This window comes from Hyphomicrobium denitrificans 1NES1, assembly GCF_000230975.2.
GTDB lineage: Bacteria > Pseudomonadota > Alphaproteobacteria > Rhizobiales > Hyphomicrobiaceae > Hyphomicrobium_B > Hyphomicrobium_B denitrificans_A.
In genome coordinates this window covers 438,639-455,697 of record NC_021172.1, presented here as the reverse complement: position 1 = coordinate 455,697, position 17,059 = coordinate 438,639, and the positions used below count along the sequence as shown (strand labels likewise).

The 17,059-nt window shown below is 57.6% G+C and carries 16 protein-coding genes; 9 read left to right on the top strand and 7 right to left on the bottom strand.

Features of this window, described 5'->3' with window-relative positions:
• Positions 1-36: 36 nt before the first annotated feature.
• The 3 genes from HYPDE_RS02160 to HYPDE_RS02150 all read left to right on the top strand — a co-directional run bounded on the left by HYPDE_RS02160 (position 37) and on the right by HYPDE_RS02150 (position 2,398).
• The gene (locus HYPDE_RS02160; protein ID WP_015596689.1) at positions 37-963 is read left to right on the top strand and encodes an ABC transporter ATP-binding protein; all 927 of its coding nucleotides are present in this window, start codon (positions 37-39) and stop codon (positions 961-963) included.
• Positions 960-1,721, top strand: coding sequence for an ABC transporter permease (locus tag HYPDE_RS02155; protein WP_015596688.1), 762 nt, complete (start codon positions 960-962; stop codon positions 1,719-1,721). The genes HYPDE_RS02160 and HYPDE_RS02155 overlap by 4 nt, the downstream gene beginning before the upstream one ends.
• Positions 1,722-2,032: 311 nt before the next feature.
• Positions 2,033-2,398 carry a winged helix-turn-helix domain-containing protein gene (locus HYPDE_RS02150; RefSeq protein ID WP_015596687.1) on the top strand — a complete coding sequence of 122 codons (366 nt, stop codon included), beginning with the start codon at positions 2,033-2,035 and terminating at the stop codon, positions 2,396-2,398.
• Between the two features lie 45 nt (positions 2,399-2,443).
• Here the strand turns inward: HYPDE_RS02150 and HYPDE_RS02145 are convergent, their stop codons facing one another.
• The 5 genes from HYPDE_RS02145 to HYPDE_RS02125 form a co-directional block, all read right to left on the bottom strand.
• The gene (locus HYPDE_RS02145) at positions 2,444-3,130 is read right to left on the bottom strand and encodes a molybdenum ABC transporter ATP-binding protein (RefSeq protein WP_015596686.1); all 687 of its coding nucleotides are present in this window, start codon (positions 3,128-3,130) and stop codon (positions 2,444-2,446) included.
• Positions 3,127-3,825, bottom strand: a complete 699-nt coding sequence (gene modB, locus HYPDE_RS02140; protein ID WP_015596685.1) for a molybdate ABC transporter permease subunit — start codon at positions 3,823-3,825, stop codon at positions 3,127-3,129. The genes HYPDE_RS02145 and modB overlap by 4 nt, the downstream gene beginning before the upstream one ends.
• A gap of 39 nt (positions 3,826-3,864) precedes the next feature.
• Positions 3,865-4,668: a molybdate ABC transporter substrate-binding protein gene (gene modA / locus HYPDE_RS02135; RefSeq protein WP_015596684.1), complete on the bottom strand. Its 804-nt coding sequence runs from the start codon at positions 4,666-4,668 to the stop codon at positions 3,865-3,867.
• 113 nt (positions 4,669-4,781) lie between these two features.
• Positions 4,782-5,783, bottom strand: a complete 1,002-nt coding sequence (locus HYPDE_RS02130) for a zinc-dependent alcohol dehydrogenase family protein (RefSeq protein WP_015596683.1) — start codon at positions 5,781-5,783, stop codon at positions 4,782-4,784.
• Between the two features lie 78 nt (positions 5,784-5,861).
• Entirely contained in the window at positions 5,862-7,274 is a 1,413-nt protein-coding gene (locus HYPDE_RS02125) for a PLP-dependent aminotransferase family protein (RefSeq protein ID WP_015596682.1), read from the bottom strand.
• 213 nt (positions 7,275-7,487) lie between these two features.
• On the opposite strand from HYPDE_RS02125, the gene HYPDE_RS02120 reads away from it, so the two are divergent.
• Positions 7,488-7,880, top strand: a complete 393-nt coding sequence (locus HYPDE_RS02120) for a DUF983 domain-containing protein (protein WP_015596681.1) — start codon at positions 7,488-7,490, stop codon at positions 7,878-7,880.
• Positions 7,881-8,353: 473 nt separating this feature from the next.
• Positions 8,354-9,910, top strand: a complete 1,557-nt coding sequence (locus HYPDE_RS18375) for a sugar transferase (RefSeq protein WP_144061153.1) — start codon at positions 8,354-8,356, stop codon at positions 9,908-9,910.
• Between the two features lie 53 nt (positions 9,911-9,963).
• Here HYPDE_RS18375 and HYPDE_RS02105 read toward each other — a convergent pair whose 3' ends face one another.
• Together HYPDE_RS02105 and HYPDE_RS02100 are read right to left on the bottom strand one after the other, a co-directional pair.
• Positions 9,964-11,619 (bottom strand): O-antigen ligase family protein, encoded by a 1,656-nt coding sequence (locus HYPDE_RS02105; RefSeq protein ID WP_144061152.1) that lies wholly within the window; start codon positions 11,617-11,619, stop codon positions 9,964-9,966.
• Between the two features lie 35 nt (positions 11,620-11,654).
• The gene (locus tag HYPDE_RS02100; protein WP_015596677.1) at positions 11,655-12,158 is read right to left on the bottom strand and encodes a hypothetical protein; all 504 of its coding nucleotides are present in this window, start codon (positions 12,156-12,158) and stop codon (positions 11,655-11,657) included.
• Between the two features lie 335 nt (positions 12,159-12,493).
• Between HYPDE_RS02100 and HYPDE_RS02095 the strand changes: the two genes are divergently transcribed.
• The 4 genes from HYPDE_RS02095 to HYPDE_RS02080 are packed head-to-tail and all read left to right on the top strand — an operon-like array spanning position 12,494 to position 17,045.
• Positions 12,494-13,264, top strand: coding sequence for a tyrosine-protein phosphatase (locus HYPDE_RS02095; RefSeq protein WP_041319806.1), 771 nt, complete (start codon positions 12,494-12,496; stop codon positions 13,262-13,264).
• A 49-nt stretch (positions 13,265-13,313) separates the two neighbouring features.
• Complete coding sequence (locus HYPDE_RS02090) at positions 13,314-14,075, top strand: polysaccharide biosynthesis/export family protein (RefSeq protein WP_015596675.1); 762 nt, start codon at positions 13,314-13,316, stop codon at positions 14,073-14,075.
• Between the two features lie 40 nt (positions 14,076-14,115).
• Entirely contained in the window at positions 14,116-16,461 is a 2,346-nt protein-coding gene (locus tag HYPDE_RS02085; protein WP_015596674.1) for a GumC family protein, read from the top strand.
• Positions 16,458-17,045, top strand: coding sequence for a hypothetical protein (locus HYPDE_RS02080; protein ID WP_015596673.1), 588 nt, complete (start codon positions 16,458-16,460; stop codon positions 17,043-17,045). Before HYPDE_RS02085 ends, HYPDE_RS02080 begins: the two co-directional genes overlap by 4 nt.
• The last annotated feature ends 14 nt before the right edge of the window (positions 17,046-17,059 follow it).

The following is a 17,059-nucleotide window of genomic DNA, read 5'->3' as shown; positions in this document are numbered from 1 at the left end:
TGCGCGCCTCTCCCGCACGCGACGGAGTCCACTCACATGACTGCAATCATCTCCATCGCGAATCTCTCGAAGACCTATGCTTCAGGCTTCAACGCTCTGAAGAACATCAATCTCGAAATTCGGCCCGGCGAAATTTTCGCACTCCTCGGACCGAATGGCGCCGGTAAGACGACGCTGATCAACATCATCTGCGGCATCGTCAACGCCAGCACCGGAAGAGTGACCGTCGACGGCAAGGACATCGCCCGCAACTACCGCGCCGTGCGCGCGATGATCGGTCTTGTTCCGCAGGAACTCTCGACCGATATGTTCGAAACGCCATGGGCGACAGTCAATTTCAGCCGCGGGCTGTTCGGAAAACCGCGCAATCATGCATTTGTCGAGAAGGTCCTGAAAGACCTTTCCCTCTGGGATAAGAAAGACAGTCGCATCATGACGCTTTCGGGCGGCATGATGCGCCGCCTACTCATCGCAAAAGCCCTCGCGCACGAACCGCGCATCCTGTTCCTCGACGAGCCGACGGCTGGCGTCGACGTCGAGCTTCGCCGCGAAATGTGGGATGTCGTCCGCGCGTTACGCGCGTCGGGCGTCACGATCATCCTGACCACGCATTACATTGAAGAAGCCGAGGAGATGGCCGACCGCGTCGGCGTCATCGCCAAGGGCGAAATCATGCTCGTGGAAGACAAAACGGAACTGATGCGCAAGCTCGGCAAGAAGCAGCTTAATCTTCTGCTGCAGTCCGCACTGACAGCCGTCCCGCCGACGCTTGCGGCCTACAACCTGCAGCTTACGAACGATGGCCACGAACTGATCTACACCTATGACACGCAGGCCGAGCGTACGGGCATCACGGCGCTGCTGAACGATATGCGCGCCGCCGATATCGTCTTCAAAGACCTGAGCACGGCGCAAAGCTCGCTCGAAGACATCTTCGTGGACCTCGTGAGGCAAAAGAAATGAACATTGAAGCCGTCCGCGCCATCTACGGCTTCGAGATGTCCCGCTGGGGCCGCACGCTGATGCAAAGCATCGTCTCGCCCGTGCTCTCGACGTGTCTCTACTTCGTCGTCTTCGGCTCCGCCATCGGCTCTCGCATTTCACAGGTTGAAGGCATCGATTACGGTGCGTTCATCGTGCCGGGACTCATCATGATGCTGCTGCTGACACAGAGCACGCTGAATGCGTCGTTCGGCATTTATTTTCCACGCTTTACCGGCACGATCTACGAGCACCTGTCGGCGCCGGTCTCGCCCTTTGAGATCGTCCTCGGTTACGTCGGTGCTGCCTCAACAAAATCGGTTATTCTGGGTCTCCTCGTTCTGGCGACCGCCAATCTCTTCGTGCCGCTCCATATCGCGCATCCGCTGTGGATGATCGCATTCCTATTTCTGACCGCAATTACATTCAGCATGCTCGGATTCATCATCGGCATTTGGGCTGATGGCTTCGAGAAACTTCAGATCATCCCGCTTCTCGTCATCACACCGCTGACATTCCTTGGCGGGACGTTCTATTCGGTGAAGATGCTGCCGCCCTTCTGGCAAAAGGTGACGCTGCTCAATCCGGTCGTTTACCTGATCAGCGGATTTCGCTGGAGCTTCTTCGAAATCTCGGACGTCGACGTCGGCGTCAGTGTCCTGATGACCTTTGCATTCCTCGCGGTCTGCATGGCCGTGGCATGGTGGATCTTCAAGACGGGATACCGCCTCAAGGCGTAGCCCAGCATCCTCCTCGGATATCCGTCCCCGCGTCCCGGCGGTATCCCAAAGAAACAGAACGACATTCCGAGGATTGCGCACCTTCTCGACGTTCAGTTCGCTCGCACACTATGCTGCCAGTCTTTCGCAACGGCGCGAGGTGTGCTTAGTCGTTGCCGGGTTGCGCAGGGACGGATTCTAACACCCAGCCGATAGCAGGCCGTCTCGAGCTTGCGGAGGAATAGAACCGATCGATCATTATTGATTTTCTCGCTGGCTCGCGACTTCAGCGATATATTTTTGGGCGACGTTCAGGGCAATACGGTGTTTCGATGACCGAGATCAAGCTAAGGATAGACTTCGATGATGAACGCTACATCGGCCATGGCCGCGTCCAGCTTCTTGAACTGATTGGCGAGCACGGCTCGATCGCACAGGCCGCAAAGGCCATGGATATGTCCTACAAGCGGGCCTGGTATTTGATGGATGAATTCAACTCCATATTCGCCGATCCGCTGATCGAACGCCAGCACGGCGGACGTGGCGGCGGAGCTGCCAAGCTGACACCATTCGGGGCCGAGCTTGTCCGTCAGTACCGCGAGATGGAGGCCAAGGCGCTCTCTGTATTTGCGAAGCCGCTGGCATCGATGGAAAAGCATCTCGCCCGCCCACAAAAGTCCGCTCGGAAAACGGGCTAGGCTGTGTCGTTCCTGCGGAAGGGAACCAGCCTTACGCCGTAGGGCTTAATCATCCGGCAATTCCGCCGCGCTGCCGACCGCGACGACACGACCCGCTTCCAACCGTATGACCCGTGTTGCAAGCCGCCGAACCTCGTCCCGCGTATGGGTCACATAGACGATCGGAATCCGGAACTCGTCGCGCACGCGCTCGATCAAGCCCATGATCTCGTTGCGGCGGGCATCGTCGACGCCGGAGAGCGGCTCGTCCATCAGCAAAATCCGTGGCGATGAGAGAAGCGCCCGCGCCAGCGCGACGCGCTGTTTCTCACCGCCCGACAGCGTGGCGGGTCGACGTTTCAACAATCCGGCGATCCCGAGTTCGCGTATCACAACGTCGAGAGGCGGACTGCCATTATCCGTTGATACGAACCAACGGCCAAATTTGATGTTCTGCTCGACCGTCAGATGCGGAAAAAGCTGCGCATCCTGAAAGACGAACCCCACGCGCCGCCGGTGGCATGGCACGAAGATGCGCTTCTGTACATCGGTCAGCACATGCCCTGAAACCGCGACACATCCATCGTCGGGCCGCAGAGTTCCTGCGATGATGTTCAAAATGGTGGTCTTGCCCGATCCCGACGGCCCGAACAGCGCAGTAACGCCGGAACCGCCCTCGAATGCAACGTCGAGCAGAAAATCATTCCGCTGCTGACGGACCCTGACGCTCAGAGGGGGCGGCACGTCCGTCATTCAAATACGGCGATCTGTTTTTGCACGCGGCGGTTCAAAATCTCCGAAACCAGCAGCGCCGCCATCGCAATCGCGACCGATACCAGTGTCAGCCTCAAAGCCTGTGCCTCTCCACCCGGAACCTGCGTATAGGCATAGATGGCCGAAGGTATCGTTTGAGTTTCACCCGGAATATTCGAAACGAAAGTGATCGTTGCTCCAAATTCGCCGAGCGCCTTCGCAAAACAAAGAATGGCGCCGACGATGATTCCCGGCAGCGCCAGCGGCAGGGTGACGAGCAGAAACGTCCAGGCCGAATTTGCACCGAGCGTCTCGGCCGCTGTCTCCAATCGCCTGTCGATCGAATCGAACGAGAGTCGAATCGCACGCAACATCAACGGAAATCCCATGACCCCGCAGGCCAATGCCGCGCCCGTCCAGCGAAAGGAGAAGGTGAACCCGAAAAGATCGTTGAGGAGCTTGCCCACCACCCCCTGCTTTCCGAGCGTCAGAAGCAACAGATATCCTGTTACGACCGGGGGCATGACGAGTGGCAGATGCAGGATGCTGTCGAGCACGATCTTGCCGGGAAACCTCCACCGCGCCAGCGCATAGGCGGCGAGAACCGCGAACGGTATCGCGAAGATCGTCGCGACGGTCGCCACGCGCAAGCTCAGAAAAATCGCAGTCCACTCGTCCGGAGAAAATCCAAGCACGACTTCTGTCTCGTTAGTTAGGATGCAGCCCGAGCTTCTTTATTTGAGGATCGTGAATCCTTGTTTCGCAAAGGCGGCCTGTCCTTCGGGAGACTTAAGGTAAGTAATGAAAGCTTCAGCAGGCGCTGCGGCTTTACTCCCGGCGGTGACGGCAATCGGATAAATGATCGGCGGGTGCGTGTCGTCCGGAAAAACGCCAACGATCTTAACCTTCGGCTCAGCCGTTGCATCCGTCTCATAGACGATGCCGAATGGCGCCTCACCCTGGGCGACGAGCCCCAATGCCGCACGCACGTTTTCCGCCTGCGCAACCTTCGGCTCGATCGCATCCCAGATGCCGAGCTTCTTGAGCGCCGCCGATCCGTATTTACCCGCAGGCACCGACTTGACGTCGGCCATCGCGAGGCGCCCATCACCGAGTGCTTCCGCAAGAGCGAACCCACTCTCGATCTTGAGCGACGCGGTGCTAGAGGCCGGCGCGATCAGCACGAGCCGATTGCCGAGCATATTGAAACGTGTGTCATCCTTGATGAGCTTCGCCTTGTCGACATAGTCCATCCAGTCGAGATCAGCGGAAATGAATATATCGGCGGGCGCTCCCTGTTCGATCTGCTTCGCCAAAGCCGACGACGCGGCATAGGAAACGACAATCTTGCTGCCGGTGCTCTTTTGATAGGCTGTTGACACAGCATCCAGCGCCGTCTTGAGGCTTGCGGCGGCAAAGACCGTCGTCGTCGTTTCGGCCTTCTGTGCAATTGCCGGAGCGGACAGCACCGAAAGCGCCAGCATCCCCACGGCGAACATTTTGAACGAAGAACGCGGAAGAATTTGTCGTGCGCGCATTGGCGGCCGATCCTTTGTGACATGCGATATAGCCGCGAAGATATCGAGCCGGACGGTGTTTGCAACCGCTGTTTTTAAAGACGGAGCATATCGGGGATGGGCATATCCATATTCTAGGCTTTGAGAACGATCTTCCCGAAATGCGCCCCGCTCTCCATATGCTTCAATGCCTGTGGAAGATCGGAAAACGGAAAGACGCGGTCGATGACGGGCTTCAATCCGTTAACGGTGATAGCGGCGTTCATCGCTTCGAACATGGTTCGGCTGCCGACGTATATCCCCTGAACGACGATGTTCTTCATCAAAATGGGAATGGGATTGAAGGTGCCGCCGGTGAGCACGCCGATCAGGCTGATGCGGCCCCCGATACGAACCGCCTCAAGCGATTGCGGCATCGTTCCTGCCCCACCAACCTCGACCACATGATCGACGCCTCTGCCGTTTGTCAGCGCGCGCGCTTTCGGTCCCCAATCCGCAGTCGTCTTGTAGTTGATGACTTCCGAAGCGCCGAGCGCACGCACACGCTCAAGCTTCGCATCGCTGCTCGACGTCGCGATAACGCGCGCACCCATCGCGCGGGCGAACTGAAGTGCGAAGAGCGAGACCCCGCCGGTTCCTTGAACGAGAACCGTCTCCCCCGCAGCAAGTGCGCCCGAACTGACGAGCGCATGCCAGGCTGTGACAGCGGCACAGGGAAGCGTGGCACCTTCCTCATCCGAGAGCGCGGCCGGCACCGGCACGAATCCATTGTTGTCCAGAATGACGTATTCGGCGGCAACTCCCGGGATTTCACCGCCCAGCGCGCTCGCCGACTTCTCGGCAGCCAGACCGCCGCCGATCCATCTCTGCATGAACGTTCCGGCGACACGGTCTCCGGGTTTCGCACGCGTAACTCCGGATCCGACCTCGACGACTTCGCCAACACCATCTGAAAGAATCTGAAACGGAAACTTGAGCTTCGGTGCATAGAGTCCGCGAACGACCAGAAGATCGCGATAATTGATGGACCACGCCCGCATTTTGACCAGAACCTGACCGTGCCTCGGCGTCGGTCGCGGAATATCTTCGAGCGAGAGCCCATCGATGCCGAAGCGCTTCAACAGGAAAGCTTTCATTGGTCGTCTCCGAAGGTTTGTCGCAATCGGCGAATAGCGATTATTCCGCCATTGTCCAAGCCGCGGCAACCACGCCTTTTATACGATGGCTTTTGAAGGAAGTACGGGCTGCGCGAGCAGCTCCGATAAAAGCTTTAAAGCCTTGAGAAGCGACTCTCTGTCGGCCGCGACGCCGAGAGAAATCCGAACGGCTTCCGGGTGCGCGTCTGAAATTGCGAATGCCGAGCTCGGCACGACCGCAAATCCGGCACGCTCCGCATGATCTGCCAAATCCGTTGCCCGCCAGTGAGGCGGCATCCGTAGCCATAGATGGTGCCCGTGCGGATCGGCTGCGTACTCGAAACGGCCGAGAAGCGATCGCGCAATTTTCTGGCGTGCCGCTGCTTCATCGCGAATCGCATTCCGGATCTCGTCGAGCCGGCCGGTCGTGATCCATCGCGATGCGAGTGCCGCATTGAGCGGCGGAGCCATAAGGTTCATTGCTCGCAGCACGCCGGCGAGACGTAAGGCCTGAGCGTCGCTCGGCGCCGCGACATATGCGATCCGCAGCGCCGGAGTTGCACACTTTGATAAGGTCGCGATGTGCCACGTAAGCTCCGGCGCAAGTTTAGCGAAAGAAACGGGAGCATCCTTGAGCAGCGAAGAATATGGATCGTCCTCGATGATCGCGACGCTATGCCGGCGCGCGATAGCTACAATCTTTCGCCTGCGCGCTTCCGGCAACGTCGCAGTCGTTGGATTATCGATCGCAGGAATGAGATAAAGCGCCTTCGGAGCAGCGTGCCGGCAACGATCTTCAAAGGAATCCGGAATTATTCCATCCTCGTCCATCACAACCGGATCGAGAACATAGCCGCGCTGCTGTGCGATCGCCGTGACGCCGGGATAGGTGACGAAGCCCGCAGCAATCGTCTCGCCGGGTCTTACGAGACAGTCGCATACTGCAAACAGCGCACTTTGCGCACCGCTCGCCAACAGCACGGATGATGGCTTTACATCCGCAATACGATCACGCAGCCATATCGACCCGGCGGCACGATCCGGAATGCTGCCGGAACTCTCCTGATAGCGAAGATGCAGCATGCCTTGCTCGGTCGAGAGCAGGTCGGCAATAGTTTCGGGAATGAGATGCTGCAGGCGTGCTGCCGCCGGCTGCGGAGGAATGTTCAGGCTGAGATCGACGGCCGGGGCCGCGTGAAGTTCGGCCCCGCCGCCCTCGACGAGACGGCGGACGAACGTGCCGCGACCGGCTTTCGCATCGACCAGTCCACGACGCCGAGCCTCGTTGAACGCGCGCGTCACCGTCGTCAAATCGACTCCAAGTGCTTCAGCGATCGCGCGCTGCGGCGGCAATCGCGCACCCGGGGCCACGCGCCCCGCACGGATGTCGGCTTCAAGAGCCTCGACAAGACTGAGCGACTTGAGCTGGCCGCCTTCCGCAAGTCGCGGCCGCCACGAAAAACGTTCCGGCGCTATCGATTTTTGATCCATACATTATCATAACATGTATGGATCATTTGCGCAAAGGGTCGACTGCAAAGGTCGACAAAGATAACGGATATATCTGCCGAAATCGTGCGAAATCACCGATTCCGGTTTGCACGTGCGACACTCGCTCGCGTGGAATATTCGAGCATCAAGCATACAATAAGCATACAATAAAAGTTGTCTTTATGCGGGTCGCAGCAGCGAAAGGAACACGCGATGTGCGCCGAGCATCCCCATGAATGGCCCGATCTCTCCCCGATGAAAGTCGGCATCCGCGGCCTGTGTCCTCGTTGCGGTAAAGGCAAGATCTTCCGGGGCTTCCTGACGCTAGAAAAGCAATGCTCCGTATGCGGCTTGAAGTTCTCATTCGCCGATCCGGCAGACGGTCCAGCATTCTTCGTCATGTGCATCGGATGCATACCTGCAGCGGCGCTTGCGTGCTGGATCGAGGTTGCGTACGGACCGCCCTTCTGGGTGCATCTCGTAACCAGTCTGCCCGCGATTCTATTGACCTGCATTCCACCACTCAGGCCGATCAAGGGCTGGCTCGTTGCAAGCCAGTACTACCACAAGGCCGAAGAGGGTCGCCTTGTCTTCGCCGACAAGTAAACCACGGCATCGACCGCGCTTCGGACAGAGCCGTGTTATGGCATCCGGCGCTCCGAAACCTTTGGTTGCCGTTTTCGGGTTGGAAGCGACTTTTGGCCTGATGCTTTGCTCGCGCCCTGCGGTCGATAGACTGCATACTGGACCGCGATCCCATTGAAGCATCAAAATCCGCCCGCGACTTGAAATGCCGGATCGAGAGCGCGGTCGCCCGGCCTTGTCTCGAATGTATCCTCGGCAAGCCTCCGCATCCCCTTTCTGATCGGCTTCCTGATCGTCCAGAAAATTTCGGACGAATACGCCGCACGCGCTGACGCTGCATGGAGTGTCCGCCAATCCGCAGGTGATCTGTGGAAAACTCCGACAGCCATATCAGGAATATGGTCAATAAGTGTTAACACCTCTGTGTCAATACGGCGCCCGAGACGTCTCGGCTAGTGCACGAAGGGGCGTGCCGGTCCGAAAGCGGAGTTCGCATGCACTGTGTTCTTCTCCTCGCCATCGACCTGCTTCTCTTGATTATCGCAAACGCGATAGCCGTCTTTCTAAGCATTGACTCGCATCTGACCGCAAACGCGTTACATGAAATCCTCCTGTATTGCGGATTGACGCTTGCGACCTCGATTCCGGCGCTTCTGATGACGGGTCTGAACAGGACCCTATGGCGATTCACGTCTCTGCACGATTGCTTACGCGTCCTCATCGCGGTGCTGATGACGATGGCGGCCACCGCCGTATCTGCGGGCACATTTTCTTCCTTTCACGGCGTGTCGCAATCCTTGATAGGGCTCCAATTCCTGCTGATGACAGGCGCATTGATCGGCATTCGCGCATTGATGCGCCTACGGCACGCAAGACGCTGTCAACGACGTGCGAGCAGAACCGCATACGAACGGGAGAATATTCTTGTCGTCGGCGTCAATGCGATTACCGGATTCCTTCTACGCTGCGTGGCAGAAACCGATGAAACACGCGTCGCCGTCGCGGGCGTTCTATCGGAAAATCGTCGGCACCGCGGCCGGATTTTGGGATCGCACCCAGTTCTCGGGCGCCCCGACGAAATCGTGCAAATCATGCACGAACTCGATATCCACGGCGTCCATGTCAATCGCGTCGTTCTCGCCAAGCCGTTCGATAAGCTGACGGCAACGGCGCAACTTGCGCTTCTGCGGGCCAAAAATGAACTGAGCCTCCGGATCGATGCGCTGGATGATCGCCTAGGATTTGGTGACGCCGCAATAGCCTCGAAACCTCTTACATTGACGATGCCGGACGATGTTCCATGGAACGTGATCGGGTCAAATCTCGAAGCGCGAAAGTCCTATCTTCGCTGGAAGCGACTTTTCGATATCGCCGCAGGCGCGGCAGTCGCGATTTGCGTCGCACCTTTGATGCTTCTCGTCGGTGCACTCGTGTTTTTCGACGTCGGCCGTCCGATTATTTTCTGGCAGCAACGGCCAGGCGCGTTAGGACGACCGATCAAGGTCCTAAAATTTCGCACCATGCGGGCCGCGCGCGGCCCCGACGGAGCTTTGCTGTCCGACTCGCAGCGGCTCTCCTCCGTCGGCAAATTTCTCCGCCGCATGCGGCTCGACGAGTTGCCGCAAGTCTACAATGTGGTTGTTGGTGAGATGTCGATGGTGGGCCCTCGCCCACTTTTACCGGTCGATCAGTCACAACAATTCCGCGTCCGACTAAACTTGAAGCCGGGACTGACCGGATGGGCGCAAATCAATGGTGGCCGCCATCTATCGGTCGACGATAAGGCCGCGCTCGACTTGTGGTACGCCAAGAATGCCTCGTTCCGCCTGGATCTGCGCATTCTTCTAAGTACAGCGCATACAGTTCTTTTTGGTGAGCGCGTCGATCAGCACGCCGTCCACGAGGCGTGGCTTGCTCTCGGCAATCCGCCGCAAGGCGCAACGGCTGAGCGCGTTCCCGAATTTGCTGCCCGCAAACAACCTCGCCGATGGCCTGGGCCGGTCAACCTGCAGACCGAAGCTCCGTCGACGGAAAGTGCGCGATCACACTAGGCTGACGCTGCGCCACCGAAATGTCCAAGCGAGTATCTGCGACATACATGGTTTCACTTTTTATCGTCTAACTCGGTAAATCGGACGTCCCCGCCATGGGCGCCGTATTCCGTCTCGGCGCGCACCCGCTTATCGCGCCATTCGGCCGGCCAGTCTCCGCCGCCATCCCAAAGCTCACGTTGCCGCGCGGGCTTATGCCTGCGCGATACCCCCTGCGCGAAAGTCGATTTCTTTGCCTGTCGTTTCTGCACATCGCCACCGCTACAAGCGCTAAATTTCTCGAGCGGAGAAACGAGCAGACCCGCAGCAAATGCAAAGACCGACAAATCGGCCGTCGTCCGAAGCGGGTAGTCGACGAGGGAATGGACGAGCAGGAGCGCGGCTACAATCGCCGCGGACCTCATCAAATTGCGATCGATGCGGAAATCGTCACCTGTATCGTCTGTCGCCCACACAGCAATCGCCCGGCGTACCAACCAAACGATGCAGAGGATCAAAAGCGCCAGACCCAGAATGCCGGTTTCAAGCCATAGTTCGAGAAAATCGTTGTGCGCATGATTGACATAGGTCACCGCAATATCTGCCGGCTTTTCGAACATTTGGTAGACCGGCACGAATGTACCGAGCCCGGAGCCGAATGGCATGTAAGCTCGCGCCGCCGCAATCGTATTGCGCACGATGGCAATGCGGACATCCGAAACGATATCGGGCCCGAAACGGTCCAGGATTCGAAAGAACGCGAACTGCGAGCAGATAGCGATCGTTATCGCGATGGTCCCAAGTAGAACCTTGGACAAATGGCTACCGTTACGCGCACGACGATCTCTCATTGCCATTGCGAAGCCCGCCATCAGCGCGACGGCGGATAGGATCAGACCCGCACGCGACCGGGCCATCAATTGCCCCGCAAGCAGAGCGATGAACGCAACCGCGCCACCGGCAAAATATATGACAGGTTTGGAATCGAGCCTCGCCCGGCGGGCCTTTGACGCAACCGAGACTGCGGCGTCGAGCAGCCAGCAGAAAGAAAACAGCATCGCGGCATAGAGAAGCACTGCGAAATGATTCCTGTTCGCGAAAAAGCCGACTGCCTCGGTCGTGTTCGTGACGACATAAAAACGAAGGGCGCTATTCGCACCGCCTGCCAGTTGCAGAAGGCCTAAAAAGACGCTGATCACAGCCATCGCGATCAAAACAAGGCTGAGGACTCGCCTCTCCTCATAATCGAGCGTCGCCATGCCGAGAAATATCGCGATGGGCGGCACCAAACCCAACGTAGAAAGCCATGTTGCCGTCGGCGATAATGTGAGCGGGTGTGCCGGAAGCGGATATCCCAGGACCCCATATGTCTCTACGATCACGGCGCGCCCCGGCAGCGACGTCCAGATCGACGGCGGTAGCGGAACGAGTTGCAAAAGCGGCAACGACGCGACGGCCGCAATATATGGCAAAAGCCGTCGCAGGCGTGACGGCTCCTGACAATCAAGCAGCTCGGATATGGCCGTCCAGAGCAGCGGCAATGAGATAAGCTGCAGAACGGCGTCCCCTAGAAAACCGCTGCGTGTTCCGCCCCCGAATACGATGCTCAGCCCGAAGACGCCTGCAGTCAAATAGAAATGCCCACGTGGGGCATGAATCAGAGTCCGAACCGTGCGTCCGATCGAGAGACGCGGAGCACGCCGCACATCACGATTCACGCCGCTGTGCATTGAGATGTCCGGGAGAAAGAGCAACGCCGCACGATCTAGGGACTAACAGGCGGTCCGTTATCTCCCCCGCCGAGCGCCGACGCCGCGACTGCAATGCCTCCGATGCCAGCAGCCCCCAGCAAATACGGCATGAGATTGGTTTGCGATTCCTCCGGGACTGCAAGCGTCTCGGTTCCTTCCACCCAACCGCCATCCGCACCAGTAGACATTGCATCCGGCGTCGCCGGCGAAGTAGCGCCCGTTTCCGATGCAGGAGAGCGACCGGAAGCACACGGAGATTTTGCCTCGATGGTAAACGCAATGCCCATGCCCAAGTAAGCCACGCAGCCATCCGAGAATGTTATCTTCGCCGAGCTACCGGGCCTGCTGACGAGCGTGTCTCCGATCAACAACTCGCTGGAACCCCGGACGGCGTGGTAAGCCCCGCCACGACTGAGCAGAACTTCGCCCGTCAGTATCTGAAGATTTGCGGCGCTCGCCGATGCCACAATCGGCGCCAGAAAGGCGGCAACGACAACCCAGAAAAATCTCTGCTCCATGTTCCCCATCCGCCCGATTCGCTATGCACCAGTTTAAATGGTACCTAAGAGTTATACAAACAGATACGCCTTTGATGATTTGTGGCGTGTGAATAAGGAGACATATCCACGGCTTTCGAAGAACAACAAACCCGCAAGGTATTCATAAAATACACTAATAAATACACAGCAATACATTGTTTATTATGTATATTTAATAGGAGATAAGTACAGGAACAATGAGCCGATACAAGCGAACCACTCGCCTTGACACACACCAGAACCATAATAGTACGTTGGAGTTAGTTCCATAAAGGATGCGCCACCTCGGCATCGGCGCAGCGCGAGTGTGTCGAATGATCGACCTTCACTGCCACATGCTGCCTGGCTTGGATGACGGGCCGCGCAATCTCGAAATCTCCCTGGAGATGGCGCGCATGGCCGTTGCAGATGGCATCACGGCCGTCGCTTGCACACCCCACATTCGCCCCGGCCTGTATCATAATACGGGCGCCGGGATTCTCGCGGCAATAGATTGCTTGCGCGGCTCCCTACGGCAATCGGGCATCGCCCTTGATCTGGTCTGCGGCGCCGATGCACACATGGACGTGCACTTCACTAAAAAGCTCGCGAAGCGCGAGATTCCGACGCTTGCAATGAGCCGCTATGTTCTCGTCGAACCGCCGTACCATGTCGCGCCGATACGCATGGAGCAGTTCTTTTTTCAAATACTTCTCACCGGATACATACCGATCCTCACGCATCCTGAGCGTTTGAGATGGATCGCCGAACGCTACCAGACGATCGAGCGGCTTTCCCGATACGGCGTCTGGATGCAGATCACCGCAAGCTCGCTGACAGGAAATTTTGGGCGCGAACCGCGCTACTGGGCCGAGCGAATGCTCGACGAGGGACACATTCACATTCTCGCCACCGACGCTCATGACACGCACCGGCGCCCACCCGACCTGTCGAAAGGTTGGAAAGCAGCCGCAAGACGCGTGGGCGAAGGTGAAGCAACACATATGGTTTTGACACGTCCGCGGGGTGTTATAGAAAATGAGCCGCCATCAAATCTTCCATTGCCCTTCGGCCAGCAATCTCTCGCGCTGCCGGACATGGCCTGAGCGGAGATGCATCCTTCGACACCCTACGATCGGCCGCATTTGCACCGCGATGACACTGGGCCTCTCACTGTGCCTGAGCGCGTGCGGCACGACGATCAGCGATAAACTTGAAGTTGACGCCTCTCCCGCGACGTCGGCGGAAGCGACGTTGTCCAAAAGCCCGGCGCCTATGCATTCCGTGGCACCCGGCAGCATCACCTTGCCGAAACAAGAATCTCTGGAAGCTGTTCGCCTGACCGCCACATCCGACCCCAGTAGCTCAGCCTACAAGATCGGCCCGCTCGATCTGTTGGACATCACCGTCTTCAGAGTGCCGGAACTTTCGAAGACCGTGCAGGTGGCTGCCACGGGAACCATCAATCTGCCGCTTGTTGGCGAAGTCTCCGCCGCAGGACGGACGGCACAAGACGTAGAACGCGATCTGACCCAACGTTTCGGTGTCAAATTCCTGCAGTCACCGCAGGTGAACGTCACCATCAAGGAGTACAATAGTCAGCGCGTGACGATTGACGGGGCCGTCAAGAAGCCCGGCGTGTATCCGATCAGGGGTGAGACGACACTCCTGCAACTGATTGCAACCGCCGAAGGACTTACGGATACCGCGCAAACCGAGATCGCGGTATTTCGCAAAGCGGATGGGAAGCATCAGGCAGCCAAGTTCGACGTAGACAAGATCCGATCGGGGCACGAGAAAGATCCGGAGATATTGGAAGGCGATCTCATCGTAGTCTCGGACTCATCGCTCAAGACGACATATCAAGGCTTGCTCAAAGCACTGCCCGTCACAAGCATTTTCGTCACCCTCCTGTAAGCCAGAATTTTCCTGACATTTAACCTCGGCGATAAAACGCATGGCGCCTTCCAGCGATGAAAATCAGAATGCAAATGACGCCAATTCGACGCAGCTTGAGCCTGCCTCCGGGCCCGGCAGCGACATCGCAGAAAGCTATCGGCTCCTGCACCGCACGGGTCGCGATTTCGGCCGGGAAGAAACTGACATCGCCGCGAAGATCTGGGATTACTGGCGCATCTTCAACAAGCGAAAATGGCTCATCCTCGCCATTGCATCATGCGTGCTAGCGATCGGCGCGATCAGAACGCTGATGACGACGCCGCTTTACACCTCGACGATCCGTCTGCAAATCGACCGCAACGTCGCCAAGATCGTCGATGGCGGCAGCGTAACGCCGGTCGAAGGGACCGATAACGAATTTCTCAAGACACAATACGAACTACTTCAAAGCAGGAGTTTGGCGGAACGAGTCGCATCGGCAGCCCGTCTCGCCGACGATCCGGATTTCATCCGACCGCGAGAGTTTTCATTGTTTGCAATGTCCCGAGAATTCCTGAAAACAAGCACCCCGAACGCAAATCGGAGCCGGCGCGCGCTGACCGATGCCGCTGCAGCGATCGTCCAAAGGAACGTATCGGTAAGGCCCATTGCCGGATCGCGATTGGTCGACGTCTCATATTCCGATCCCGATCCGGCGCGCAGCCAGAAAATCGCTTCTGCCTATGCCGATGCATTCATCGCATCCAATCTCGACAAGCGTTTTGAAGCCAACGCCTACGCCAAGACATTCCTCGAAGATCAGATCAAGCAATTGAAACTCAAGCTCGAGCAGTCGGAAAAAACCATGCTCGATTTTGCCGAGAAGGAGCAGATTGTAGCAACCCATCAGAACTCGTCCATCACCGAAGCAGACCTTGGAAATGCGAATGCTGCGTTGGGGAATGTCACGTCGGAGCGGATACGTAATGAGCAACTGTGGCGTCAGGTCGAAAAGTCCGATGCGATCAGCCTGCCGCAATTCTTGAGCAACGCAGTGATCGACGGCCTTCGCACCAAGCGCAATGAACTCGTGACGAACTATCAGGAGAAGCTTGAGACGTTCAAGCCGGGGTATCCGGCGATGATACAGATCAGCAATAAAATTGCGGAAATCGATAAGCAGCTTGCAGCCGAGGTCAAAACCATTCGGGCGTCGCTGAAAGGCGCCTACGAATCGTCGCTAAGCCAGGAAAGGGAACTAAAGGCACGCGTCGATAAACTGCGTGCAGAGGTTCTGGATGTTCAGAAACGCTCGATCAAATATAATATCCTCAAACGCGAGGTCGATACCAATCGCGGCCTCTACAATGACCTTCTGCAGCGCTTCAAGGAAGTGGACGTTGCGGGCGGCGTCGGAAGCAATAACATCTTCATTGTCGACAAGGCCGATCTCCCAGGGGCACCGTCATCGCCGAAATTGCTGCGGTCGATGCTCATCTACCTGTTACTCGGCTCATGCGGCGGATTTGGCCTGGCATATATCCTCGAAGAACTGGACGACGTGATCGACTCGATCGAGGAAGCTGAACGCATTGGCGGGCTCGCGACTCTGGGCATTATTCCTTTCACCAAGGCAGAAGGCGGCGCCGAAGCGGACCTTAAGGATGTGCGATCGACCCTGTCGGAAGCATACCGGTCGCTTTGCACTTCGCTTCAATTCTCGACGGCTCGCGGCATGCCGAAATCGCTTCTCATCACAAGCGCTGACGCTGCGGAAGGTAAGTCCATCACGTCGCTGGCTATAACACAGCACTTCTCGCGCCTGGGCCTGAAAGTGCTGCTTGTTGATGCCGACATGCGCAATCCCTCGCTTCACAAGGTGCTACAGGCCGACAATTCGGTTGGGCTTAGCTCCTGTTTGGCAGGAACCTGCAATCCGCCCGAGGCAATTCAAACGACGGATATTTCGAATCTGGCTTTTTTGCCGTCTGGACCACTGCCGCCAAACGCCGCCGATCTCCTGAGCAGCCCACATCTGATGTCGCTGCTCACGCTGAGCCTCCAAGTGTTCGACCTTGTCATCATCGACGGCCCACCTGTGCTCGGAATCGCGGACGCACCTCTACTCTCGAACGCCGCGGAAGCCACGGTCTTCGTCATCGGCGCCGGCATTGCACGAGCCGGATCGGTGCGCGGCGCACTCAAGCGTCTGGATATCGCCAAAAGCCCGATGATCGGCAGTGTCGTAACCCGATTTGACGCCAAGAGAGCCGGTTACGGATATGGCAGATATGGCTACGGATATGGTAGATATGGCTACGGATACGGCTTCACATACGGCGAACGCGCATTCTCATACGGCAAATATGTTCCCGGCTTCGATACGCCTCATCCGATGATGTCCGTTCGCGAGAATCCGCGATGACCGACGCGGACGCTCTCAAAGTTGCAATCGATCTCTTTCACCTGCCATCGCAAGTACGCGCGATGCGCGCACGGCCGCTGCCGAAAGGAACAAGATTGCTGTTACGGATTGCTTCTGGCGACACTGACGCGATGCGCCAAGCGCAAACACTGAGCGACCGCTCTGCAACCGCAATCCGCGAAGCGGCAATTTTCTTCGTCGAGCAAATCTTGCTTGAGCGGGGCGCCGACGAATATCGTACCCTCGGCCTCGATAACACCGCACCAGCGAACGAGCTACGCGCCCATATGGCGCTGCTGATAAAATGGTTGCACCCCGATCTCAACAATGACGGTCATCGATCAACTATGGCGCGACAAGTCATCCGAGCATGGCAGAAGGTCAACTCACCTGACAAATTGAGACGGCGCCCGACAACAAGCGATCAAATTCCCACAAACGCAAAGCAATGCCGCATTGAAACTGGTAAGCGCTTCACGGAGCGCAGCATCCAGCCCGTTGCTCGGCGCACCCGCAAATCGCTCCGGATATTGAGATTTATCGCCGCTGCTGCGCGAAGCAAATTCGTTCGTTGGAAAACTTGACCTCCGAACATCCG

Excerpts from the sequence above, each read along its gene's own strand:
- HYPDE_RS02085 (WP_015596674.1), top strand. The coding sequence starts at position 14,116 with ATGGCGCCTTCCAGCGATGAAAATCAGAATGCAAATGACGCCAATTCG.
- HYPDE_RS02155 (WP_015596688.1), top strand. The coding sequence starts at position 960 with ATGAACATTGAAGCCGTCCGCGCCATCTACGGCTTCGAGATGTCCCGC.
- HYPDE_RS02145 (WP_015596686.1), bottom strand. The coding sequence starts at position 3,130 with ATGACGGACGTGCCGCCCCCTCTGAGCGTCAGGGTCCGTCAGCAGCGG.
- HYPDE_RS02095 (WP_041319806.1), top strand. The coding sequence starts at position 12,494 with ATGATCGACCTTCACTGCCACATGCTGCCTGGCTTGGATGACGGGCCG.
- HYPDE_RS02130 (WP_015596683.1), bottom strand. The coding sequence starts at position 5,783 with ATGAAAGCTTTCCTGTTGAAGCGCTTCGGCATCGATGGGCTCTCGCTC.
- HYPDE_RS02080 (WP_015596673.1), top strand. The coding sequence starts at position 16,458 with ATGACCGACGCGGACGCTCTCAAAGTTGCAATCGATCTCTTTCACCTG.
- modA (WP_015596684.1), bottom strand. The coding sequence starts at position 4,668 with ATGCGCGCACGACAAATTCTTCCGCGTTCTTCGTTCAAAATGTTCGCC.
- HYPDE_RS02150 (WP_015596687.1), top strand. The coding sequence starts at position 2,033 with ATGACCGAGATCAAGCTAAGGATAGACTTCGATGATGAACGCTACATC.
- HYPDE_RS18375 (WP_144061153.1), top strand. The coding sequence starts at position 8,354 with ATGCACTGTGTTCTTCTCCTCGCCATCGACCTGCTTCTCTTGATTATC.
- HYPDE_RS02100 (WP_015596677.1), bottom strand. The coding sequence starts at position 12,158 with ATGGAGCAGAGATTTTTCTGGGTTGTCGTTGCCGCCTTTCTGGCGCCG.
- HYPDE_RS02125 (WP_015596682.1), bottom strand. The coding sequence starts at position 7,274 with ATGGATCAAAAATCGATAGCGCCGGAACGTTTTTCGTGGCGGCCGCGA.
- HYPDE_RS02160 (WP_015596689.1), top strand. The coding sequence starts at position 37 with ATGACTGCAATCATCTCCATCGCGAATCTCTCGAAGACCTATGCTTCA.
- HYPDE_RS02090 (WP_015596675.1), top strand. The coding sequence starts at position 13,314 with ATGACACTGGGCCTCTCACTGTGCCTGAGCGCGTGCGGCACGACGATC.
- HYPDE_RS02105 (WP_144061152.1), bottom strand. The coding sequence starts at position 11,619 with ATGCACAGCGGCGTGAATCGTGATGTGCGGCGTGCTCCGCGTCTCTCG.
- HYPDE_RS02120 (WP_015596681.1), top strand. The coding sequence starts at position 7,488 with ATGTGCGCCGAGCATCCCCATGAATGGCCCGATCTCTCCCCGATGAAA.